The organism is Bradyrhizobium sp. WSM4873 (assembly GCF_055811355.1).
In genome coordinates this window covers 207,827-230,637 of record NZ_JBVVPS010000005.1, presented here as the reverse complement: position 1 = coordinate 230,637, position 22,811 = coordinate 207,827, and the positions used below count along the sequence as shown (strand labels likewise).

Sequence of the window (22,811 nt, the reverse complement as noted above, 5' to 3'; positions counted from 1 at the left end):
ACCAGCATGGCTTACAAGAACTTCAAGGTTGAGACCGATTCCGACGGCATCGCGCTCGTCACCTGGGACATTCCGGGCCGTTCGATGAACGTGCTCGACGAGACCTCGACCAGCGAACTCGACGCGATCGTCAAGGCGACCACGGCCGACGCCGCGGTGAAGGGCGTCGTCATCACCTCCGCCAAGGAAGCGTTCTGCGCGGGTGCCGATCTTTCCATGCTCGAAGGCATGAACCAGGCCTACGCAAAGGTCTTCAAGGAGCAGGGCGAGACCGCGGCGAACCAGATGCTGTTCGAGCAGAGCCGGCGCTTCTCACAGGTGCTGCGCTCCATCGAGACCTCCGGCAAGCCGTGGGCGGCGGCGATCAACGGCCTCGCGCTTGGCGGCGGTTTCGAGATCACGCTGTGTTGCCACTACCGCGTGGCGGCGGAGAATCCCAAGACGCGCCTCGGCCTCCCCGAGGTCAAGGTCGGCCTGTTCCCGGGCGCCGGCGGCACGCAGCGCGTGCCGCGCCTGGTGCCGCCGCAGGACGCGATGACGATCCTGCTCAAGGGCGATCCGGTTACGGTCGAGAAAGCCAAGGCGCTGAATCTGATTCACGCCGTCGTCCCCGCCGCCGATCTGATCAAGGCGGCAAAGGACTGGATCAAGGGCGGCGGCAAGGCTGTTGCGCCCTGGGACGAGAAGGGCTTCAAGCTGCCAGGCGGCCCGGTGTTCTCCAAGGCCGGCATGATGATGTTCCCGGCCGGCAATGCGATCTATCGCCGCGAGACCTACGACAATTATCCGGCTGCGCGCGCGATCATGAGCTGCGTCTACGAGGGCTTGCAGTTGCCGATCGACGCCGCATTGCGGGTGGAGTCGCGCTACTTCACCTCGGTGCTGCGCTCGAAGGAAGCGGCCGCGATGATCCGCAGCCTGTTCCTGTCGATGCAGGAGCTCAACAAGGGTGCGCGTCGTCCGAAGGACGTGCCGCCGACCAAGGTGAAGAAGATCGCCGTGATTGGCGCCGGCTTCATGGGCGCGAGCGTCGGCTATGTCTCGGCGCGCGCCGGCCTCGACGTCGTCCTGATCGATCGCGACCAGGAGAGCGCCGACAAGGGCAAGGCGCATGCGCAAAAGGTGATCGAGGAGCAGATCAAGAAGGGCCGCGCCAAGCCCGGCGACGCAGAAGCCCTGCTCGCGCGCATCACGCCGACCACGGACTATTCCGCGCTGAAGGACGTCGATCTCGTCATCGAAGCCGTGTTCGAGGACCGCAAGGTCAAGGCCGATACCTTCGCCAAGGCGCAGGAGCATATGAAGCCGGACGTGATCTTCGCGTCCAACACCTCGACGCTTCCGATCACCTCGCTGGCGGAATCCTTCAAGGACCAGGGCAGGTTCGTCGGCATCCACTTCTTCTCGCCGGTCGAGAAGATGATGCTGGTCGAAATCATCCAGGGCAAGAACACCGGCGATCTCGCGATCGCGACCGCGCTCGACTACGTCCGGCAGATCGGCAAGACGCCGATCGTCGTCAACGACTCCAGAGGCTTCTTCGCCAATCGCTGCGTCGGCCGCTACGTCGCCGAAGGCAACGAGATGTTCCTCGAGGGCGTGCCGCCCGCGATGATCGAGAACTGCGCCAAGATGGCCGGCATGCCGGTCGGTCCGCTCTCGCTGTCGGACGAGGTCGCGCTCGACCTCGGGCTCAAGATCATGAAGGCGACGGAAGCCGATCTCGGCCCCAACGCCATCAATCCCGACCAGAAGAAGCTGATGGTGGAAATGGTCGAGAAGCAGGGTCGTCTGGGCCGCAAGAACAGCAAGGGTTTTTACGACTACCCCGAGAAGGGCAAGGGTCAGAAGAGCCTGTGGCCGGGTCTCTCCGCACTGCAGCCCAAGCAGCTCGATCCTGATACGCTCGACGTCGAGGAGCTGAAGCAGCGCTTCCTGGTGGTGCAGGCGGTGGAGGCCGCGCGCACGGTGGAGGACCACGTCATCACCGATCCGCGCGAGGCGGATGTCGGCTCGATCCTCGGCTTCGGCTTCGCGCCGTTCACCGGTGGCACGCTGTCCTACATCGACTTCATGGGCACGAAGAAGTTCGTCGAGCTTTGCCACAAGCTGGAAGCGAAATACGGCTCGCGCTTCACCCCGCCGAAACTCCTCGAGGAGATGGCCGCGAAGGGAGAAACCTTCTACGGCCGCTTCGCTCCGAACAAGGCGGCGGCGTGATTCTCTGAACCCCTAGCCGGGATGAAAAATACGAAAGGCCGGATCTCGATCCGGCCTTTCGCATGGGCGCCTCAGGCAGCCTGAATCAGTCCTTCCTTCTTCATCGCCTCCTGCACCTGCGGCCGCGCCGCGACGCGGGTCTTGTACGCGGCAAGGTTCGGCATCGCCGAGAGGTCGAACTTCATCCGGTCGGCCCAGGTCAGCATCGTGAAGAGATAGCCGTCAGCCACCGTGAACTGCTTTCCCATGAGGTAGTCGCGGCCGGCGAGCTGACTGTCGATGTATTTCAGCTTGCCCATGACGCGGTCCTTGAAGAAGGCCTTGGCCTCATCGTTCAGCGTCGGCGCGAACATCGGGCCGAAGCTCTTGTGGACCTCCGAGGTGAGGAAGTTCAGCCATTCGAGCAGCTTGTAGCGCTCGGAGCTGCCGTGCCCCGGCGCCAGCGCCTTGGCTGAGGCCTGATCGGCGATCATCTGGACAATCACCGGGCCTTCGGTCACGATCTCTCCGCTATCGAGGCCCAGCGCAGGGACCTGGCCCTTGGGGTTCAGCTTCAGATAATCCTCACCGTTTTCGAGCTTCTTGGCCCGGATATCGACCTTGACCAGTTCATAAGGCAGGCCGGCTTCCAGGAGCGCGATATGGGGGGATAGCGAGCAGGCACCGGGCGAATAGTACAATTTCATGGAATTTCCTCCTCTTGTTGCTTGGTTCAGGCGAAAGAACGACTACATGCATCTGCTTGAAATAGTCAAGATTGATGCAGGTGCATCGAATAGGGTAAGAGACGGGCGACGAGCTTGAGCGGGACCATGAAACGCAAACCATCGACCGAGGCGACCTCCGCCTGGATCCGCTTGATGCGGGTGCAGAGCCGTGTGCTCAATTGCGTCGAGCAGGACCTGAAGAAGGCCGGCTTCCCACCGCTGGCATGGTATGACGCGCTGCTCGAACTGTCACGGGCGCCCTCGGGCGAGCTCCGGCCGGTGGAACTTGAGCGGCAGATGCTGATCCCGCAATATTCGACATCGCGGCTGATCGACCGCCTGGTCGACGAGGGCCTCGCCTCGCGGCGCGAATGCAAGATCGACAAGCGCGGCCAGTTCGTGGAGATCACCGAAGCCGGCCGCGAATTGCAGAAGCGGATGTGGGGCGCCTATTCGGCCGCGATCGAGAAATATGTCGGTTCGAAACTGTCCGATGCGGATGCCGTGAAGCTCAGCGGTCTGCTCGACCGTCTGGGCTGCTCGTGCGGCGAGATGAAACTGCCGCCTGCCCACGTCAACGAAACCACGCCGTTGCGATGATCGCGCGGCAAACCAGCTCGTCCGTGCAGCCGGTGGCTGCGCGGACCATCCCCGTCACCCACGCGCGTTCGATCGAAGCGCTTTTGATTAGAGTCTGATATGGCGCGAGACCAGATCGATATGACGCCGTTGCAATCGCGTGACGAACTCGTCAAGTGGTTCGAGGAAGGCTGCAAGGACCCGTCCGAATTCCGCATGGGCACCGAGCATGAGAAGACGCCGTTCACGCTCGAAGGCCACCGCCCGGTGCCCTACGAAGGCCCGCGCGGTATCGGCGCGCTGCTCGAAGGCATGAAGCTCCTGCTCGGCTGGGAGCCGATCATGGAGAAGGGCAACATCATCGGCCTCTACGACGTCACCGGCGGCGGCGCGATCTCGCTGGAGCCCGGCGGGCAGTTCGAGCTTTCGGGCGCCCCCGTCGAGAACGTGCACCAGACCCAGAGCGAGCTGATGGCGCATCTGGCGCAGGTGCGCGAGATCGCAACGCCGCTCGGCATCGGCTTTCTCGGGCTCGGCATGACGCCGTCCTGGTCGCGCGCCGACATCCCGGTGATGCCCAAGGGCCGCTACAAGATCATGACCAATTACATGCCGAAGGTCGGCCAGTACGGCCTCGACATGATGTACCGGACCTGCACCGTACAGACCAATCTCGACTTCTCCTCCGAAGCCGACATGGTGAAGAAGCTGCGTGTCTCGCTTGCGCTCCAGCCAGCCGCAACCGCCTTGTTCGCCAATTCGCCGTTCACCGAGGGCAAGCCGAACGGCTTCCTGTCCTTCCGATCCGAGATCTGGCGCGACACCGACGATGCGCGCGCCGGCATGATGCCGTGGGCATTCGAGGACGGCATGGGCTTCGAGCGCTATGTCGACTACGCGCTCGACGTGCCCATGTATTTCGTCAAGCGCGACGAGGACTACATCGACGTCTCGGGCTCCTCGTTCCGCGCCTTCTTCGATGGCCGCAACAACAATTTGCCCGGGGAACGTCCGACGCTGTCGGATTGGGCCAACCATCTTTCGACGATTTTCCCGGAGGTACGGCTCAAGCGCTATCTCGAGATGCGCGGCTCCGATGGTGGCCCGTGGGGCCGACTGCCGGCGCTATCGGCGTTCTGGGCCGGGCTGCTCTACGACGATGTGTCGCTGGATGCCGCCTGGGACCTTGTGAAGCACTGGACTGCGCATGAGCGTCAGGCCCTGCGCGACGACGTGCCGCGCTTCGGTTTCAAGTCGCGGATCAAGGACCGCTATCTGTTCGAGATCGCCAAGGAGTGCCTCGTTCTGGCACATGCCGGCTTGCGCCGGCGCGGCCGGATCGACCAGCTCGGCCGCGACGAGACGCGGCATCTGGAGCCGCTCGATCGCATCATCGATTCCGGCCGCACGCCGGCTGAGGAGATGCTCGACAAGTTCAAGGGTCCCTGGAACGGCTCGGTGGAACCAGCCTACGCGGAATACGCCTTCTAGACACAAGGCCAGCGATCGGGACCCGAGCCGTTCATCGCCCGTACAGGTTTGCGGCGATCAAATGGCCGGCTGAAAAACCCGAGCGTCGTCAATAACTCGAAAGCTGTTCCGATGGGGAAGGGCCGCCTGGCCGTCATGGCAAGGGTCCTAGCAAGCGTGCTGGCAAGCGTCGTGGCCTGCGCCGCGCTGCTTTCGCTCGTGTTTGCGAGCTGGCCTGCGCGTGCCCAGACGGCGTTTGATCGGCCCGGCGGAGACTATTTCAGCACCCCCGTCACGTCGGGCGATCCGGAGGATTGCGCGCTGCTGTGCGAGCGCGACCGCCGTTGCCGCTCGTGGAGCTTCAGCTATCCTGACGTCGAAGGCGGCTCGGCCGTGTGCTGGCTGAAGAACACGGTGCCTGCGCGCGTGCCGGGAAGCTGCTGCATCTCCGGTGTGCGCGGCGCTGGCGTGATCGAGCCGCGTGTCGAAGGCGTGGAGACCTCGATCGACCGCCCCGGCGGCGATTTGCGCAATTTCGAGATGAAGGACGGCGAAGGCGAAGAAGCCTGCAAGGCCGCCTGCACCGCCGACAACAAATGCCGCGCCTTCACCTATGCCCGCCCCGGCTACACCGGACGCGAAGCGCGCTGTTTCCTGAAAAAGGAAATCAAGCCGCCGCGGCGGAAGGCAGGGTTCACGTCGGGCGTGGTGCGGTAAAGAGATTCCACGAGGGGTGAGGCACTCTTGTTTGGCCCACCTCAATGCGCCGCGATCACCGTGATCTCGGGCCACAGCGCCTTCCAGCGTGCCGCCTTCGCCGCGTAATTGGCGGCGGAAAAATTCGGCGCCCGATTGGGGCGCACGATCAGCTTCGCGACGTCGTCGAACCCGTGCGGCGCGTAGACGTCGAAATCCCCACCGGCGGGGCGAATGCCCACCTGCGTATTCTCCGTGAGGAAACGGTCGATACCGTTGGTCGCGCGCATCAGGGGCGGATAGGGCAGACCGTGCTTGCCGGGATACCAAAGGTGCACGCGCGCCTGGTTGCGGATTTCGACCTTGGCGCCGAGATGCGCGAGCTGCGCGTGCAGCTTGCGGATCACCGCGTCTTCCGCCTCCCATGAGGTGTCGGAATCGAAATAGAACACGTCGTAATCGGCGATGCCGTGATCGATCGGTCGGCCAGTGAGCACGTTCCACACCGTCTGCACCAGGCAGCCCGCGACGAGCCACGCATCCGGCAGCGCGAGGCGATGGACTTCATCGAGGATCGCTGCGTTGAACGGATTTCGCAGGGCGAGAGCCAGAAATTCGTCGCGGTCCATCACTGTTGCGCTCCCTCTCCCGCGTGCAGGAGAGGAGTGAAGACATTCGGCCTTCAATGCACGGCGGTGAAAAACCGCGCCATGCGAAATCCGGACAGCCAGGTCCACACCGGCTGGCCGCGAATGCCGAGATCCCAGGATCCGAGCACGGCATCCGCGCGGCCGACCAGATTGTCGATCGGCAACATGCCGACGCCGCCGGAGCGCAACGGCACGCGGCTGTCGGCGGAGTTGTCGCGGTTGTCGCCCAGCACGAAGAGATGGCCTGCCGGCACCGTCACTTCCTGCGTGTTGTCGAGCGGACCGTTGTCGCGCATCTTGAAGATCAGGTGCGAGACGCCGTTCGGCAGCGTCTCGACATAGCGGTAGGCGGGTTCGCTGCCGCCATTGTCGTCCTCGGCGGCGCCAACGCCGTCCGGCTTCAGCTCGGCGGGGCGGTCGTTGACGAAGAGCTGGCCCTGGCGCAGCTGGATGCGGTCGCCGGGCAGACCCACGACGCGCTTGACCCAGGCCTGCGAGCGGTCGCCGGGCCAGCGGAAGACCACGACGTCGCCCTGCTTCGGCGTCTCCGCGAAGACGCGGCCGCTCTCAGGCAGGTTGATCTGGATCGGCAGCGACGAGGTGCCGTAGCCGTAGGGGAATTTCGAGGCGATCAAGGCGTCGCCGATCAACAGCGTCGGCTCCATCGAGCCCGACGGCACGTAGAACGGCTCGGCCAGCGCACCCTTGGCGATGAACACCGCGGCGACGATACCGGCGAGCTGCACCAGCTGGCCGGCCCAGCCGCTGCTCTTCCGTTTGGTGGTGACAGTTATCTTTTCGACACTCATCCGCCTGTTCCACCCACCGTAATACGTTCCATCAACAGCGACGGCTGGCCGACGCCGACCGGCACGCCCTGACCGTTCTTGCCGCAGGTGCCGATGCCGGTATCGAGCGCGAGATCGTTGCCGATCATGCGGATGCGATGCAGGTCGGTCGGCCCGTTGCCGATCAGCATGGCGCCCTTCAAGGGCGCACCGATCTTGCCGTTCTCGATCTTGTAGGCCTCGGTGCACTGAAACACGTATTTGCCCGAGGTGATGTCGACCTGGCCGCCGCCGAAATTCGCGGCGAAGACGCCGTTCTTCACCGAGGCGAGGATCTCGGCCGGATCGCGGTCGCCCGCGAGCATGTAGGTGTTGGTCATGCGCGGCATCGGCACATGGGCATAGCCCTGGCGACGGCCGTTGCCGGTCGGCTTCATGTTCATCAGGCGCGCGTTCTGACGGTCCTGCATGTAGCCGACCAGGACGCCGTCCTCGATCAGCACGGTGCGGTTGGTCGGCGTGCCCTCGTCGTCGATCGACAACGAGCCGCGGCGCGAGGCAATGGTGCCGTCGTCGACCACGGTAACGCCCTTGGCCGCGACCTGCTGGCCCATCAGGCCGGCAAACGCCGACGTCTTCTTGCGGTTGAAGTCGCCTTCGAGGCCGTGGCCGACCGCCTCATGCAGCATCACGCCGGGCCAGCCGGCCCCGAGCACGACGTCCATCTCGCCGGCGGGAGCGGGAATCGATTCCAGATTGACAAGGGCCTCGCGCAGCGCGCCGTCGGCGGCGTCGCGCCAGGACTTAGCTTCGATGAATTCGGCGTAACCGGCGCGGCCGCCATATCCCTTGCTGCCGCTCTCCTGGCGGTCGCCCTGACCGGCGACGACGGAGACGTTGACGCGCACGAGCGGGCGGATGTCGCGATAGCTCTCGCCGTCGGGCCGCAGGATCTCGACCACCTGCCAGGTCGCGCCCAGGCTGACACTGACCTGCCGCACCCGCGGATCCTTGTCGCGCAGATACGCGTCGATCTCGGCGAGCAGTTTGACCTTGGTCTCGAAGCCGGGGGAATCGAGCGGATTGTCGTCACTGTAAAGCCGCACGTTGGTATGCGCTGGAGGCGCGGCGAAACTGCCGGAATAGCCGCCGCGCACGGCCGCGACCGCGTCCGCGGCGCGAATCAGCGCCGGCAGCGACACGTCGGAGGAATGCGCGTAGCCGACAGCATCGTCCTTGACGGCTCGCAGGCCAAAACCCTGCGAGGTGTCGTAGGTCGCCTGCTTCAGCCGCCCATTGTCGAACATCAGCGCTTCGGTCTGGCTGTATTCCAGGAACAATTCGCCGTCGTCGGCACCGGCAAGCCCGCGCGCGAGCTCGTTGCGAACCTGGTCGCGGTCGAGATTGGCGCGGTCGAGCAGGGAGGTTGTGGCAGGGTTGGTCATGCGTCCGTCCATTATCGGGGGATGTGAGGCAAGATAATGGTTTCCCGGCAGTTCCGCGAGGGGCTTGGCCGTCACATTACGGAAACGATAGGAAGGGCTGGAAGCAAGGGGCCCTGACGCGGACGCCGATCGGTGCTATGCTAGTTTCATGAATTACCGAGATATCATCTCGATTGAACCCGGCAAGCGTGGGGGGCGACCCTGCATCCGCCACATGCGGATCGCTGTGGCAGATGTGCTCGGCTGGCTGGCTGCTGGCCAGACCCACGCTCAAATCCTCGACGACTTCCCCGAACTGACCGAGGACGATATCCGCGCTTGCCTGGCCTATGCCGCCGACCGCGAGAGGCGATTGGTGACCGCACCGATATGAGGCTGCTGTTCGATCAGAATCTCAGCTTCAAACTTTGCCAGATGATCGCCGACCTTTTTCCGGCTTCGAGCCAGTCCGGTCTCATGGCCTGTCCGAAGTCGCCGACGGTGTACTTTGGGAGTTTGCGAAGGCAAATGGCTTCGCGATTGTGACCCAGGACGTCGATTTTGCCGAGCTGGCGACCCTGTTGGGCTCTCCACCCAAAGTGGTTTGGCTTCGGGCCGGCAATCAAACGACGGCGACGATTGCGGCTCTGCTTCGCCGTCACGCGCGGACGATCGAGTCCTTCGAGAGCGATGACAGCACTGCCTGCCTTGAGATTTATTAAACCGGGAATAGCCTACGGCAGTTTGTCATATCCCTCGCCGAGCCCATTCAGGCTGAGCGGGAAGCCGATGCCTTCTTCCGGGGTCTCGAAGATGATGAAGGTCGCGGTCTTGGCGGTGCGGAGCTGGCCGAGCAGCTTGTCGTCCATGACGACCTCGGCGACACAGCCATTGGGCAGGCAGCGGACAAAGCCGGCCCGGCCGACATCCTGGTTGTCGAGCTTGAGGCCGAGGCCGGAGGGCAGGAGAACGCCGAGAGGGGCGACGACCCGCATCAGGCGGCTTTTCTGGTCGGCGGTCTTGAGGACGATCACGGTCAGGCCGGCGTTGGAGCGGTCTTCGGCCACCACGCTCTGGATCAGGGCGCATTGCTCGGACTGGGCGCCCGGCGGGGTGTCGCAGCGGATCTGCCAGTCGCCATGGACGGAGCGCACCGCGCCCTGCGCATGGGCGAGGCCCGGAAGCGCCAGGGCGACGACCGCCGCCAGCACGGCAGCCAGCATCGTGAGGCCGCCAGCCTGGCTTTTAGCCCGCCTTGCCATGGATCTCGAAAACCCCATCGGGTCGGTCCCTCTGCTCGCCTGGGTCGCTCGCGTCAGGCGGACTGATACGGGAATGACGGCGTCTTGAAGGCGATTCGCAAGCAAATTCCACGCCGCCACGGCCGCCGTCGCCCGCACGAATCAGGTTCCTGTGCGGCTGTCCGCCAGTGCCTACCGCGGGCAATTCCGCTGTCAAGCGGCAGCATCCCGGGAAATGGTATTTTTGTCTGATGTTACTAGGAAATATCTTGCGGGTGATGGCTGACAGACGAGGCTCAAGACTGCATTGCGATAGATCAAGAATTATGGTTTGAGAGGCTTGATTTCGGCGTTCTAGCGATCTGGCCCCAATTCCTCTTAGAGGTATTCTTGCGCGGCGGTTTGTCAGACGGGGGGATCGAATAAAGCGTTTCCCGAAAATAGGGGAATGCACTTGGGGTGATTTCGTTAGGGGAGCGCGAACGGCATGAAGATGTCGATGGGCCCGGTGGGCCGGCACTTGCTGGGATTGGCCGTAGCGGGTCTGACGCTGGCGACGGGCGGTGCGGCATTTGCCGAGCTCGGGCAACCGGCTGCGTGGGAGTGGACGCTTCAGCAGTCCGCTTCCCCGGTGATGGACAACATCGTCTGGTTCCACAATTTCCTGTTCGTGCTGATCACGCTGATCACGCTGTTCGTTCTGGCGCTGCTCGTGATCGTGGTCGTCAAATTCAACGCGAGAGCCAATCCGGTGCCGTCGCGGACCACGCACAACACGCTGATCGAGGTGGCGTGGACGCTCGTTCCGGTGCTGATTCTGGTCGGTATCTCGGTGCCGTCGTTCCGCCTCCTGTTCCTCGAACTCGACGTGCCGAAGGCGGATCTGACCATCAAGGCGACCGGCAAGCAGTGGTACTGGTCCTACGCCTATCCGGATAACGGCAAGTTCGAGTTCGACTCGCTGATGGCCCAGGACAAGCAGCCCCGTCTGCTCGGCGTCGACAACGAGATGGTGGTGCCCGTCAACAAGGTGGTTCGGGTTCAGGTGACCGGGGCCGACGTGATTCATGCCTTTGCGCTGCCGTCCTTCGGCGTCAAGATCGACGCCATTCCAGGCCGGCTCAACGAGACCTGGTTCAAGGCCACCAAGACCGGCATGTTCTACGGCCAGTGCTCGGAATTGTGCGGCAAGGACCACGCCTTCATGCCGATCGCCATCCGCGTGGTGAGCGACCAGGAGTTCGCCTCCTGGGTCGAGACCGCGAAGAAGAAGTACGCGAGCGGCGGCACCAGCACCTACGCCTCCACGGCCGGCCCGACGCAGTGAGCGCCGGGCGAACGGCTCGAGGAAACTGAAAGCGACATAAGGGCGGGACCTCCAGAGGTCCGATCGGGACGCAAGGCAGGATTAGAAAATGGCAACGAGCGCAGCGGCACACGGCGATCACGCGCAAGACCACGGACATGACGAGCACGCCCATCCGACCGGATGGCGGCGCTACGTCTATTCGACCAACCACAAGGACATCGGCACGATGTACCTGATTTTCGCGGTCATCGCCGGCGTCATCGGCGCCGCGATGTCGATCGCGATCCGCGCCGAGCTGATGTATCCGGGCGTGCAGATCTTCCACGAGACGCACACCTACAATGTGTTCGTGACCTCCCATGGCCTGATCATGATCTTCTTCATGGTCATGCCTGCGATGATCGGCGGCTTCGGCAACTGGTTCGTGCCGCTGATGATCGGCGCGCCCGACATGGCGTTCCCGCGCATGAACAACATCTCGTTCTGGCTGCTGCCGGCGTCGTTCGCGCTGCTGCTGATGTCGACCTTCGTCGAGGGCGAGCCGGGCGCCAACGGCGTCGGCGCCGGCTGGACCATGTACGCGCCGCTGTCGAGCTCGGGCCATCCGGGCCCGGCCGTCGACTTCGCGATCCTGTCGCTGCATCTGGCGGGCGCCTCCTCGATCCTCGGCGCCATCAACTTCATCACCACCATCTTCAACATGCGCGCGCCGGGCATGACCCTGCACAAGATGCCGCTGTTCGTGTGGTCGATCCTGGTGACGGTGTTCCTGCTGCTGTTGTCGCTGCCGGTGCTCGCCGGTGCGATCACGATGCTGCTCACCGACCGCAATTTCGGCACGACGTTCTTCAACCCCGAAGGCGGCGGCGATCCCGTGCTGTTCCAGCATCTGTTCTGGTTCTTCGGTCACCCCGAAGTGTACATCCTGATCCTGCCCGCCTTCGGCATGGTCAGCCAGATCGTCTCGACCTTCTCGCGCAAGCCCGTGTTCGGCTATCTCGGCATGGCCTACGCCATGGTCGCGATCGGCGGCATCGGCTTCGTGGTGTGGGCGCACCATATGTACACGGTCGGCATGTCGTCGGCGACGCAGGCCTATTTCGTCGCCGCCACGATGGTCATCGCGGTCCCGACCGGCGTGAAGATCTTCTCGTGGATCGCCACGATGTGGGGCGGCTCGATCGAGTTCCGTGCGCCGATGATCTGGGCGGTGGGATTCATCTTCCTGTTCACCGTCGGCGGCGTCACCGGCGTGGTGCTGGCGAATGCCGGCGTCGACCGCGTGCTCCAGGAGACCTACTACGTCGTCGCGCACTTCCACTACGTGCTGTCGCTCGGCGCGGTGTTCGGAATCTTCGCCGGCTGGTACTACTGGTTCCCGAAGATGTCGGGCTACATGTACAATGAAGGGCTCGCGAAGGCGCACTTCTGGGTCACCTTCATCGGCGTGAACCTGGTGTTCTTCCCGCAGCACTTCCTCGGCCTCTCGGGCATGCCGCGCCGCTATGTCGATTATCCCGACGCGTTCGCGGGCTGGAACCTGGTCTCGTCGGTCGGTTCCTACATCTCCGGCTTCGGCGTGCTGATCTTCCTCTACTGCGTGATCGACGCCTTCGCGAAGAAGGTGCCGGCTGGCGACAATCCGTGGGGTGCAGGTGCGACCACGCTGGAATGGACGCTGCCCTCGCCGCCGCCCTTCCACCAGTTCGAAGTGCTGCCCCGCGTGCAGTAAGCCAATGCTCGCGGCGCCCGTGACGGGCGCCGCGGCTCGACAACCAAGCGAGTCAGTCTAGTGTCCGTCCTCGACCACAACGCCATCGACATCAATCCCCGCATCTCCGAAGCGGAGGTTGGCGATTACATCGCGCTCCTGAAGCCGCGGGTGATGTCGCTGGTGATCTTCACCGCGCTGGTCGGAATGGCGATGGCGCCCGGGCATTTCCACCCGGTGCTGGCCATCACCTCGCTGCTCTGCATCGCGGTCGGCGCCGGCGCGTCCGGCGCGCTCAACATGGCGCTGGAAGGCGACATCGACGCCAAGATGTCGCGCACGGCGAACCGCCCCATTCCACGCGGCCGCATCACCCGTCCCGAGGCGATGACCTTCGGCATGACGCTCGCCTTCTTCTCGGTGATGACGCTCGGCATCCTCGTCAACTGGATCGCGGGCGCGCTGCTCGCCTTCACCATCTTCTTCTACGTCGTGATCTACACGATCGGCCTGAAGCGCTGGACCGCGCAGAACATCGTGATCGGCGGTGCCGCCGGCGCGCTGCCGCCGGTGGTCGCCTGGGCCGCGGTCACAGGCACGGTCGACGTCGAGCCGCTGCTGCTGTTCGCCATCATCTTCTTCTGGACGCCGCCGCACTTCTGGGCGCTGGCGCTGTTCCGGTCCGACGATTACGCGCGCGCCGGCATCCCGATGCTGCCCAACGTCGCCGGCCCCGACGCGACCCGGCTTCAAATCCTGCTCTACACCATTGTGCTGATCGCGGTCGCTGCTGCGCCCTGGGCGCTCGGCTATTTCGACGCCATCTACGGCATCGTCTCTCTGATCCTCGGCGCCGGCATGCTGGCGTTCGCCGTCAACGTCTATGTGCGTCGCGAGCGCAGCCAATCGCTGCGGGCGACCCGCAAGCTGTTTGCATTCTCCATCCTCTATCTGTTTGCGCTGTTTGCGACCTTGCTGGCCGAGGTCGTGTTCCGGGCGCTTGCGCCGATGGTAGGGAGCGCATGATCGCAGGGATGGCCGACAAACCCGAGATAGATGGAATCGTCCTCACCGAGGCGCAGAAGAAGAGCCGTCGTCAGCGCTCGATCGCGATCGCACTCGCGCTCGGCGTGCTCGTGGTGCTGTTCTTCGCCGTGACCATGGTCAAAGGACCGGCCGTGCTCGTCCGGCCGATGTAGGAAACATGGATCAGAAGCCGACCATATCGCAGGATCAGAGCCGGACGGCCACCAAGGGGCGCAGGCCTGCCAAGGGGCTTGGCCGCGACGTGGTGGTCGCCTCGATCTGCGGCGGCGTGGTCGCGCTGATGGTCGGCGCCTCCTACGCGGCGGTGCCGTTCTACAACTGGTTCTGCCGCGCCACGGGCTTCAACGGCACGACCCAGGTCGCGACGTCGGCGCCGGCCAGCGGCCCGATCGCACGGAAGATCGCGGTGCGCTTCGATTCCAACGTCGCGCCCGGCCTGCCCTGGAAGTTCGAACCCGAGCAGAGCGAGATCGAGGTCAATATCGGCCAGGTCGTGACCGTCTTCTACACGGTGACGAACCAGGCCGCGCGGACCACCGCAGGCCAGGCCGCCTACAATGTCGCGCCGCTGACGGTCGGATCCTATTTCCAGAAGATCAACTGCTTCTGTTTCACCGAGCAGACCATGGCGCCCGGCGAGAAGCGCGAGATGCCGGTCGTGTTCTACGTCGATCCGTCGATTGCCGACGACCACGACAACGACGGTCTCAACACGATCACGCTGTCCTACACGTTCTATCCGGTGAAGGATCCGGTGGTGAAGCCGCTCGCGGCCAGCGAAGACGACAAACGCAAGGGAAATCTCTGATCTCCGGGCTCACGCGCCGGGGTTGGACATAAGGGGATAAGTGCCTGACAGGCACGGGATTGAGGAGCGAGACCGCAAATGGCAACGGCGCACACCAAGCATCACGACTACCACCTGGTCGATCCCTCGCCATGGCCCGTCGTCGGCTCCATCTCCGCCTTCATCATGGCGGTCGGCGCGATCACCTGGATGCACCACATGTTCTCGGCCGCGCCGATCATCTTCGGTGTCGGCACCGTCGGCGTGCTCTACACCATGGCGAGCTGGTGGGGCGACGTGATCAGGGAAGCCCAGTACAAGGGCGACCACACCCGCGTCGTGCAGCTGCATCACCGCTACGGCATGATCCTGTTCATCGCCTCGGAGGTGATGTTCTTCGTCGCCTGGTTCTGGGCCTATTTCAACGCGGCGCTATTCCCGGCCGACGCCGTCCACGCCACCCGCGATGCGGTGTTCGGCTGTGGTCTCGGGACCGCGGCCGGCGCCTGCGCCGTGCCGGGCACATGGCCGCCGCACGGCATCGAGACCTTCGATCCCTGGCATCTGCCGCTCCTGAACACGCTGATCCTGCTCACCTCCGGCACCACGGTGACCTGGGCCCACCATGCGCTGCTCGAGAACGATCGCCAGGGCCTGAAATATGGCCTGATCCTCACCGTCGTGCTCGGCGCGCTCTTCACCTGCGTGCAGGCCTATGAGTACAGCCACGCGGCATTCTCCTTCGGCGGCAACGTCTACGGCGCAACCTTCTTCATGGCGACCGGCTTCCACGGTTTTCATGTGCTGGTCGGCACCATCTTCCTGCTGGTGTGCCTGTTCCGCGCCTATGCCGGCCACTTCACGCCGACCCAGCATCTCGGCTTCGAGTTCGCCGCCTGGTACTGGCACTTCGTCGACGTGGTCTGGCTGTTCCTGTTCCTCTGCATCTATGTCTGGGGACACGGTGCCGAGACCATGGCCCACGGCGCGCATTAAGCGGGCTGACATCGGATCGAGAAAGGGCGGCCCCGGGGCCGCCCTTTTGCTTTCTGCGCGCAGGGTTTCGGCAGAAACTGTGATAGACCCTTTGACCATGAACGAAGCCAGCGATACGTCCGAGCCGCAAGTCACCGTCCTGCAAAGCGCGCTGCGCGGGCTTGCCTGCAGATGCCCGCGCTGCGGCCAGGGCAAGCTCTATGCGGGCTTCCTGACGCTAGCGCCGTCCTGCGAGCGTTGCGGCCTCGACTACGCCTTCATCGATTCCGGTGACGGTCCGGCGATCTTCATCATCATGCTGGCCGGCGCGATCGTGGTCGGCTGCGCGCTCGTCGTCGAGGTCAAGTACCAGCCGCCGTACTGGCTGCACGCGGTGCTGTGGCTGCCGCTGATTCTCGCGACGACTCTGCTGCCGTTGCGCGCGATGAAGTCGCTGCTGATCGCGCTGCAATTCCACCATAAGGCGGCGCCGGGCCGGCTGGTCGACCGCGCGAAATGAACGAGACCGCGCGCAAGCCTCGCGTGGCCGGCTTCGCGCTGTTCACGCTGTTCCTGACCGCGGTCTGCGTCGTGCTCGGTGTCTGGCAATTGCAGCGCCGCCTCGCCAAGCATGAGCTGATCGCCGCCCTCACCGAGCGCCTCGCGGAAGCACCGGTCGCTCTGCCGCCGCCGGCACGATGGGCGGCGCTAAGTCCCGCGCGCGATGAATTCCGCCGTGTCAGCTTTACCGCGACCTATGCGCCGTTACCCGATGCAATGGTCTATTCCCCCGGATCCGCCGTACGCAAGGATGCGTCAGGCCCCGGCACCTGGGCGTTCCTGCCGGCGCGGCTGCCGGGCGGAGAGACGGTGGTCATCGATGCGGGCTTCGTCGAAAACACCATGCAGGATCGCAGCGTCGAGGATCGCGCGGTCAAGAAGCTCGTCACGGGCCAGGCGGTCTCATTCACCGGCTATCTGCGCTTCCCGGAGGCACCTGGCTGGCTGACCCCGGCGGCGAACCGCGACAAACGGCTGTGGTTCGTGCGCGATCACGTGGCGATCGCGAGCGCGCTGGGCTGGGGCGCGGTTGCGCCGTTCTATGTCGACCTCGAGCAGCCCGCCCCCGAGAACGGCGTTCCGCGGCCGGGACCGCTCGACGTGCATCTCAAGGACGATCACCTGCAATACGCCATCACCTGGTTCACGCTTGCAGGCGCCGTGCTCATCGCCTTCGCCGTGTGGGCAAGAGGGCGGCGGCGGGGCTGAACTGCGCAATCCCTCCAGGGAACCCGGTATCGCCCGGGGTTTACCATTCAGCAGACATTCACGAGTGTGGTCCTAAGCCGCCATCGTTTTTCCGCGGCAGACAGGATTGCAGCGTGAGCGATTTCGACCAGATGGGAATTGTCGTCGACTGGGTGGATGCCTGCAGGAAGGGCGACCTCGCGACGCTCCTCGATCTCTATGCGGACGATGCCGAGGTCGAATGCACGTGCAACGGCACGCAGCACTATCGGGGCCGGAGCGAGCTCGAAGCCTATTGGCAGCCGCGTCTCAGCGCCTTCTCGTCGGCCGGTTTCGGGTTGGAGGAAATCCATCCTGCGCCCCACGGCGTCGATGTCGAATATTCCGTCGCCGGCGCGCTACGCATCCGCGCCTCGTTTTGTTTCAGTCCCGACGGCAAGATCCGCACCACGTTGTGCGAGCCGGCGCGACAGAACGCGCAGCTTGGCTGTGCGTGCTAGAGTTTCGGTTCTCATTAAATCAGAACCGAACTCTGGATTCTGTTTTGACTCCTTTTCTTCACGCGAACCGGTATCCACTTCGCTCGAAGACGTTCTAATCGTTGACCGGCGCCTCGCGTGCCGGTCCGGCGGGAAGGCGGCAGCGCACATAGGTCCTGTCGTCCACGCGCAGCAGTGACAGCGATCCGCTGAGTGCGCGCACGCGCTCATGCATGCCGGTCAGGCCGCGGCCGAACACATTGCCTTCGGGAAAGCCGCCGCCGTCGTCGGAAATCTCGATGGCGACCGTGTCGCCGGCGACGGTCGCCTGCACATGGGCATTGCTGGCGCCGGCATGACGCAGCACGTTGGTCAGCGCCTCCTGAATCACGCGATAGACGGTCTGAGCCAGCGGCCCGTCGATCGCGTTGAGATCCGGATCGATCGTGTCCGTCAGGTCAATAGACGGCGCCTGCTTGCGAAAATTCCGGAGCAGCGTCTGCACGCTGGTCTCCAGACCCAATTCCTCAATATAGAGCGGTCGCAACCGGTCGAGGATGCGGCGGTTGGTCTGCTGGAGCGCCTCGACCGATTGCAACACCTCCTGTGCCGAACTGCCGGGATTTCCCGCAGGAGGCGAGGCGTCGGCCAATGCGATCGTGCCGGCGCGGATGCTGAACAGCAGCGGACCGAGTTCGTCGTGCAGTTCGCGCGCGAGATCGCGCCGCTCGTCGTCCTGGAGCGACACCAGGCGGTGCAGCAGGTCGCGATTATCTTGGCTCAATTGCGCCAGCGTTTCGGCCAGCGCATTGGCCTCTTCACAGCTTTGCCGGATTTCCGGCGGTCCTCCGACCGGGATGGGCGTTGCATAGTGGCCGCTCCGCATCCGCGAGAGTCCTTCGCCGAGATCTTGCAGCGGGCGCAGGGCCGATCCCGCGAAAACATACGCAATGGTGCCGGTGAGCACCATCAGCACGGCAACGAGGATGGTCAGTGCGAGAAAGCCGATCCACTTCTCGAACAGGTCGGCCGACAGGTCCGGCAGGAAGACGAGATCGCCGACACGCTGGCCGTCGATCGTCACCGGAGCTGCCGCGTTCACGTCCGGAATGGCGAGCAGGTCGACAAACCATTGTGGTACGCCATGCGGCTTGCGCAGGCCGCCCCTCGCCGAGGAAGCTGGACCCGTCTCTACGGCACGGAATTGGATATCGGAGGAGGTGTCCAGAGAATGGACAAAGGCGTCCAGCGTCTGCCGCGGATTGTTTGAGGTCCGCAGGGTGTTGTTGAGCGCGGCGGCAATGGTCTGGATCGAACGCCGCCCCGGCTCGTTCTCGTCCGCCAATTGGTCGGTGGCGAAGGTTTGGAGCAGCACGCCGCTCATGATCAGCGCGGCGAGGAAGCTCAAGCCGAGTGGCAGAAATAGTTGGGTCCTGAACGAGAAGCGGTGCCACATTAGGTCAATTCTAACGCGCATCAGGGGATTTTGCTCTTTCCATTTGTTCCCGTCGGTTTATGAGTCGAAAAACTAGAGAGTTACAATGCAAGATACTGCCAAGCCGGCGACCCGAGTCCTGATTGTCGACGACCATCCCGTGGTGCTGTCCGGTTGCCGCACCCTGTTCGCCTCCGACCATTCGATCCGGATCGACGAGGCGACCGACGCCAAATCCGGGCATCGCGCCTATGTCACCAAGCGCCCCGACGTCACTGTGATCGACATCAGCCTGCCCGACGTCTCCGGCTTTGAACTGATGCGGCGCATTCGCAAGGACGATCCCGACGCCAAGATCATCATGTTCAGCATGAATGACGATCCGGCCTTCGTGGTGCGGGCGGTCGAGCTTGGGGCGCAGGGCTACGTCTCCAAGGGCGACGATCCCCGGATCCTGCTCAAGGCGGTGCGCAAGGTGGTTGCGGGCGACAATTTCATCTCACCGCAGCTCGCGGAAGCCGTGACGTTTTCCGGCGCGGCGATCAAGGCCAATCCTGCCTCGCAGATGACGCCGCGGGAGCTCGAGATTCTTCGCCTGCTGGGTCGAGGCGACAAGATCGTCGAGGTCGCCGAGGCACTCGGTATCTCCTATAAGACCGTCGCCAACACCACCTCCCTGCTCAAGCAGAAGCTCGGTGCCAAGAACCATTCCGACCTGATCCGGATCGCGGTGGAAATCGGGATGAACTGACGCCCGGGGCGCCGAACCGGCTGCTCCAGGATGCTGCCGGTTCGGCGGGCGGACCGGTCTCGGCGCTCAGCCGGGCAATGCATGGATAGCGCCGATACCATCCGCCGACACAATGGGCCCAACCGACGTTCGTTCCCGAACTGTCCTGTCGCTTGGGATATAATGGCAATGCGTGACGCAGTGCCGCTGGCGAACGCTTGCCCGCGCCGAAACGCGTCGGGAAAAACAGGAACATTTTCTCACACATCCCGTTTTGTCCCTTGACGATGTCGTGACAGCCGACGAAAGCTTGCGCGAACAGTTTTTGCGGGTCGGTGACCCCAAGAGGCCAAACTGGTCTGCACACAACGACAGACCTTCCAAGAGAGGGCTGCGGCATTGCCGCAGCCCTTTTCGTTGGCAGCCTTTTTCCTTGGATGGCCCCAGCCGCGAAGCGGTTTCCTGATGCCGCAAAACACTTTATGGTGGCTCAAAGCCTCTGGCTGTTAACAAGTAATTTCGTAAAATCAAAGGCTTGCGGATCGAGCCCAAGCTCGGCCGGCCTTTGGAGGGCAGTTTGACTCGTTATATCTCGACCCGGGGCGAGGCCCCCGAACTCGGCTTCTGCGATGTGATGCTGACCGGGCTCGCCCGCGACGGCGGCCTGTATGTGCCGGCCACCTGGCCGCAACTCTCGCCTGACGCCATCGCCGGCTTCTTCGGTCGCCCCTATTGGGAGGTCGCGGTCGAGGTGATCCGCCCCTTCGTCGCCGGCGAGATCTCGGACGCCGAGCTAGGCCGCATGGCGAACGAGGCCTACGCCACTTTCCGCCATCCGGCGGTGGTGCCGCTGCGCCAGATGGCGCCGCACCAGTTCGTGCTGGAGCTGTTCCACGGTCCGACGCTCGCTTTCAAGGACGTGGCGATGCAGCTGATCTCGCGGCTGATGGACCACGTGCTCGCCAAGCGCGGCCAGCGCACCACCATCGTGGTCGCGACCTCGGGCGACACCGGCGGTGCTGCAGTCGACGCGTTCGCAGGGCTCGAAAATGTCGATCTCATCGTGCTGTTCCCGCATGGCCGCATCTCCGAGGTGCAGCGGCGGATGATGACGACGACGGGCGCGGCCAACGTCCATGCGCTCGCCGTCGAGGGCAATTTCGACGATTGCCAGGCCCTCGTGAAGGCAATGTTCAACAACCATCGCTTCCGCGATGCGACGTCGCTGTCCGGCGTCAATTCCATCAATTGGGCGCGGATCGTCGCCCAAGTGGTCTACTATTTCACCTCCGCCGTTGCCGCCGGTGCACCCGCGCGCGCGGTGGACTTCGTCGTGCCGACCGGCAATTTCGGCGACATCTTCGCCGGCTATGTCGCCAAGCGCATGGGTCTTCCGGTGCGGACCCTGGGCATCGCCGCTAACGTCAACGACATCCTGGCGCGCACGCTGAAGACCGGGATCTACGAGGTGCGCGAGGTCCACGCGACGGCGTCGCCGTCGATGGACATCCAGATCTCCTCGAATTTCGAGCGGCTGCTGTTCGAGGCTGGCGGGCGCGATGCCGCCGGCGTGCGCCGTCTGATGGATTCGCTGAAGCAGTCCGGCCGCTTCGTGCTGCCCGATGCGACGCTGGCCGCGATCCGCGAGGGGTTCGACGCAGGCCGCGCCGACGAGACCGAGACCGCGGCCGCGATCCGCGCCGCCTGGCGCGAGGCGGGCGAACTGGTCGATCCTCACACAGCGGTCGCGCTTGCGGTCGCCGACCGCGACACCACGGACAGGACGGTTCCCAGCATCGTGCTGTCCACCGCCCATCCGGCCAAATTCCCCGATGCGGTCGAAGCCGCCTGCGGCCAGCGGCCGCAACTGCCGGCCTGGCTCGATGGCCTGATGACCAAATCCGAACACATGAAGGTGATGAAGAACGACCAGGCCGAGGTCGAGCGGTTCGTGCTGTCGGTCAGCCGCGCCGCGAAACAGGGAGTTGCCGGATGAGCGTCGAGATTTCCAAGCTTGCGTCCGGCCTGACCGTCGTCACCGACAAGATGCCCCATCTCGAGACCGCGGCGCTCGGCGTCTGGGCCGGCGTCGGCGGGCGCGACGAGAAGCCCAATGAGCACGGCATCTCGCATCTTCTGGAACATATGGCGTTCAAGGGCACGACGAAGCGCTCCTCGCGCGAGATCGTCGAGGAGATCGAGGCGGTCGGCGGCGACCTCAACGCCGGCACCTCGACCGAGACCACGTCCTATTATGCACGGGTGCTGAAGGCTGACGTGCCGCTCGCGCTCGACGTGCTCGCCGACATCCTGGCCAATCCGGCCTTCGAGCCCGACGAGCTCGAGCGCGAGAAGAATGTCATCGTGCAGGAGATCGGCGCGGCGCAGGACACGCCTGACGACGTCGTGTTCGAGCATCTCAACGAGCTCTGCTATCCCGACCAGCCGATGGGCCGTTCGCTGCTAGGCACTGCGAAGACCTTGCGTGCCTTCAGCCGCGACTCGCTGCGCGACTATCTGTCGACGCATTACCGCGGGCCGGACATGGTGGTGGCGGCGGCCGGGGCGGTCGATCACGAGCAGGTGGTCGCCGAGGTCGAGCAGCGCTTTGCCAGTTTTGAGGGGACAGCGGGTCCCAAGCCGCAACCCGCGCAGTTCGGCAAGGGCGGCACCAAGGTGGTGCATCGCGAACTCGAGCAGGCGCATCTGACGCTAGCACTGGAGGGCGTGCCGCAGACCGATCTGTCGCTGTTCTCGCTCCAGGTCTTCACCAACATCCTCGGCGGCGGGATGTCGTCGCGGCTGTTCCAGGAGGTGCGCGAGAAGCGCGGCCTCTGTTACTCGATCTACTCGTTCCATGCCCCCTATACCGACACCGGCTTCTTCGGCCTCTACACCGGCACCGATCCGGCCGATGCGCCCGAGATGATGGAGGTCGTGGTCGACATCATGAATGATTCGGTCGAGACCCTGACCGAGGTCGAGATCGCGCGGGCCAAGGCGCAGATGAAGGCGGGGCTGCTGATGGCGCTGGAGAGCTGCTCCTCTCGTGCCGAGCAGCTCGCCCGGCATGTGCTGGCCTATGGCCGGCCCCAGACCGCCGAGGAGCTGGTGGCCCGGATCGACGCCGTCAGCGTCGAATCGACCCGGGATGCGGCGCGTGCGCTGCTTTCGCGTAGCCGCCCTGCGGTTGTCGCATTGGGCAGTGGCAGGGGTCTGGACACGGCGGTGTCTTTTGCGGAAGGATTGACCCGGGCACGCGCCAAGGCGCGGCTGCATTAGGAGCCGCGCACGGGTTGATCCGTCCCCGGGAAG

The 22,811-nt window shown here is 64.3% G+C and carries 24 protein-coding genes; 18 read left to right on the top strand and 6 right to left on the bottom strand.

Going from position 1 to position 22,811, the window contains the following annotated elements:
• Positions 1 to 6 precede the first annotated feature (6 nt).
• Entirely contained in the window at positions 7 to 2,220 is a 2,214-nt protein-coding gene (locus AC0L21_RS10880; protein WP_473261090.1) for an FAD-dependent oxidoreductase, read from the top strand.
• 71 nt (positions 2,221 to 2,291) lie between these two features.
• On the opposite strand, the gene gstA is transcribed toward AC0L21_RS10880, so the two are convergent.
• Entirely contained in the window at positions 2,292 to 2,906 is a 615-nt protein-coding gene (gstA, locus tag AC0L21_RS10875) for a glutathione transferase GstA (protein ID WP_473261087.1), read from the bottom strand.
• 126 nt (positions 2,907 to 3,032) lie between these two features.
• On the opposite strand from gstA, the gene AC0L21_RS10870 reads away from it, so the two are divergent.
• The 3 genes from AC0L21_RS10870 (at position 3,033) to AC0L21_RS10860 (ending at position 5,693) form a co-directional block, all read left to right on the top strand.
• Positions 3,033 to 3,527, top strand: coding sequence for a MarR family winged helix-turn-helix transcriptional regulator (locus AC0L21_RS10870; protein ID WP_007599417.1), 495 nt, complete (start codon positions 3,033 to 3,035; stop codon positions 3,525 to 3,527).
• Positions 3,528 to 3,626: 99 nt separating this feature from the next.
• Positions 3,627 to 4,997, top strand: coding sequence for a glutamate--cysteine ligase (locus tag AC0L21_RS10865; protein WP_473261085.1), 1,371 nt, complete (start codon positions 3,627 to 3,629; stop codon positions 4,995 to 4,997).
• 111 nt (positions 4,998 to 5,108) lie between these two features.
• Positions 5,109 to 5,693: a PAN domain-containing protein gene (locus tag AC0L21_RS10860; RefSeq protein WP_473261083.1), complete on the top strand. Its 585-nt coding sequence runs from the start codon at positions 5,109 to 5,111 to the stop codon at positions 5,691 to 5,693.
• 41 nt (positions 5,694 to 5,734) lie between these two features.
• On the opposite strand, the gene AC0L21_RS10855 is transcribed toward AC0L21_RS10860, so the two are convergent.
• From AC0L21_RS10855 to tldD, 3 genes are read right to left on the bottom strand one after another with little or no spacing between them, the layout of a single operon-like run.
• The gene (locus AC0L21_RS10855; RefSeq protein ID WP_473261154.1) at positions 5,735 to 6,301 is read right to left on the bottom strand and encodes a nucleotidyltransferase family protein; all 567 of its coding nucleotides are present in this window, start codon (positions 6,299 to 6,301) and stop codon (positions 5,735 to 5,737) included.
• Positions 6,302 to 6,354: 53 nt separating this feature from the next.
• Positions 6,355 to 7,131, bottom strand: a complete 777-nt coding sequence (lepB, locus tag AC0L21_RS10850) for a signal peptidase I (protein WP_027515268.1) — start codon at positions 7,129 to 7,131, stop codon at positions 6,355 to 6,357.
• Complete coding sequence (tldD, locus tag AC0L21_RS10845; protein WP_473261080.1) at positions 7,128 to 8,555, bottom strand: metalloprotease TldD; 1,428 nt, start codon at positions 8,553 to 8,555, stop codon at positions 7,128 to 7,130. Before tldD ends, lepB begins: the two co-directional genes overlap by 4 nt.
• A gap of 148 nt (positions 8,556 to 8,703) precedes the next feature.
• Between tldD and AC0L21_RS10840 the strand changes: the two genes are divergently transcribed.
• Entirely contained in the window at positions 8,704 to 8,928 is a 225-nt protein-coding gene (locus tag AC0L21_RS10840; RefSeq protein ID WP_007599426.1) for a DUF433 domain-containing protein, read from the top strand.
• A 34-nt stretch (positions 8,929 to 8,962) separates the two neighbouring features.
• Positions 8,963 to 9,256, top strand: coding sequence for a DUF5615 family PIN-like protein (locus AC0L21_RS10835; protein WP_473261077.1), 294 nt, complete (start codon positions 8,963 to 8,965; stop codon positions 9,254 to 9,256).
• A 12-nt stretch (positions 9,257 to 9,268) separates the two neighbouring features.
• On the opposite strand, the gene AC0L21_RS10830 is transcribed toward AC0L21_RS10835, so the two are convergent.
• Positions 9,269 to 9,814 carry an invasion associated locus B family protein gene (locus AC0L21_RS10830; RefSeq protein ID WP_473261073.1) on the bottom strand — a complete coding sequence of 182 codons (546 nt, stop codon included), beginning with the start codon at positions 9,812 to 9,814 and terminating at the stop codon, positions 9,269 to 9,271.
• A gap of 448 nt (positions 9,815 to 10,262) precedes the next feature.
• Here AC0L21_RS10830 and coxB point away from each other — a divergent pair, with 448 nt between their 5' ends.
• The 9 genes from coxB to AC0L21_RS10785 all read left to right on the top strand — a co-directional run bounded on the left by coxB (position 10,263) and on the right by AC0L21_RS10785 (position 17,352).
• Positions 10,263 to 11,102 (top strand): cytochrome c oxidase subunit II, encoded by an 840-nt coding sequence (gene coxB, locus AC0L21_RS10825; RefSeq protein ID WP_473261071.1) that lies wholly within the window; start codon positions 10,263 to 10,265, stop codon positions 11,100 to 11,102.
• A gap of 88 nt (positions 11,103 to 11,190) precedes the next feature.
• Positions 11,191 to 12,816, top strand: coding sequence for a cytochrome c oxidase subunit I (gene ctaD, locus AC0L21_RS10820; protein WP_007605061.1), 1,626 nt, complete (start codon positions 11,191 to 11,193; stop codon positions 12,814 to 12,816).
• A 60-nt stretch (positions 12,817 to 12,876) separates the two neighbouring features.
• Positions 12,877 to 13,821 (top strand): heme o synthase, encoded by a 945-nt coding sequence (locus AC0L21_RS10815; protein WP_473261069.1) that lies wholly within the window; start codon positions 12,877 to 12,879, stop codon positions 13,819 to 13,821.
• On the top strand, positions 13,818 to 13,994 hold the full coding sequence (locus tag AC0L21_RS10810) for a hypothetical protein (protein WP_007599435.1): 177 nt from the start codon (positions 13,818 to 13,820) through the stop codon (positions 13,992 to 13,994). Before AC0L21_RS10815 ends, AC0L21_RS10810 begins: the two co-directional genes overlap by 4 nt.
• A gap of 5 nt (positions 13,995 to 13,999) precedes the next feature.
• Positions 14,000 to 14,650: a cytochrome c oxidase assembly protein gene (locus AC0L21_RS10805; protein ID WP_473261067.1), complete on the top strand. Its 651-nt coding sequence runs from the start codon at positions 14,000 to 14,002 to the stop codon at positions 14,648 to 14,650.
• Positions 14,651 to 14,728: 78 nt separating this feature from the next.
• On the top strand, positions 14,729 to 15,625 hold the full coding sequence (locus AC0L21_RS10800) for a cytochrome c oxidase subunit 3 (protein ID WP_007599437.1): 897 nt from the start codon (positions 14,729 to 14,731) through the stop codon (positions 15,623 to 15,625).
• A 97-nt stretch (positions 15,626 to 15,722) separates the two neighbouring features.
• Positions 15,723 to 16,124, top strand: a complete 402-nt coding sequence (locus tag AC0L21_RS10795) for a DUF983 domain-containing protein (RefSeq protein WP_473261065.1) — start codon at positions 15,723 to 15,725, stop codon at positions 16,122 to 16,124.
• Positions 16,121 to 16,873, top strand: a complete 753-nt coding sequence (locus AC0L21_RS10790; protein WP_473261061.1) for an SURF1 family protein — start codon at positions 16,121 to 16,123, stop codon at positions 16,871 to 16,873. Before AC0L21_RS10795 ends, AC0L21_RS10790 begins: the two co-directional genes overlap by 4 nt.
• A gap of 113 nt (positions 16,874 to 16,986) precedes the next feature.
• Positions 16,987 to 17,352 carry a nuclear transport factor 2 family protein gene (locus AC0L21_RS10785; protein ID WP_473261059.1) on the top strand — a complete coding sequence of 122 codons (366 nt, stop codon included), beginning with the start codon at positions 16,987 to 16,989 and terminating at the stop codon, positions 17,350 to 17,352.
• A gap of 94 nt (positions 17,353 to 17,446) precedes the next feature.
• Here AC0L21_RS10785 and AC0L21_RS10780 read toward each other — a convergent pair whose 3' ends face one another.
• Complete coding sequence (locus AC0L21_RS10780; protein ID WP_473261152.1) at positions 17,447 to 18,787, bottom strand: histidine kinase; 1,341 nt, start codon at positions 18,785 to 18,787, stop codon at positions 17,447 to 17,449.
• Between the two features lie 85 nt (positions 18,788 to 18,872).
• Here AC0L21_RS10780 and AC0L21_RS10775 point away from each other — a divergent pair, with 85 nt between their 5' ends.
• The 3 genes from AC0L21_RS10775 (at position 18,873) to AC0L21_RS10765 (ending at position 22,778) form a co-directional block, all read left to right on the top strand.
• Positions 18,873 to 19,517, top strand: a complete 645-nt coding sequence (locus tag AC0L21_RS10775; RefSeq protein WP_473261057.1) for a response regulator transcription factor — start codon at positions 18,873 to 18,875, stop codon at positions 19,515 to 19,517.
• Between the two features lie 556 nt (positions 19,518 to 20,073).
• Complete coding sequence (gene thrC / locus AC0L21_RS10770; protein ID WP_473261054.1) at positions 20,074 to 21,492, top strand: threonine synthase; 1,419 nt, start codon at positions 20,074 to 20,076, stop codon at positions 21,490 to 21,492.
• The gene (locus AC0L21_RS10765) at positions 21,489 to 22,778 is read left to right on the top strand and encodes a M16 family metallopeptidase (protein WP_473261052.1); all 1,290 of its coding nucleotides are present in this window, start codon (positions 21,489 to 21,491) and stop codon (positions 22,776 to 22,778) included. The genes thrC and AC0L21_RS10765 overlap by 4 nt, the downstream gene beginning before the upstream one ends.
• Positions 22,779 to 22,811: the final 33 nt, after the last annotated feature.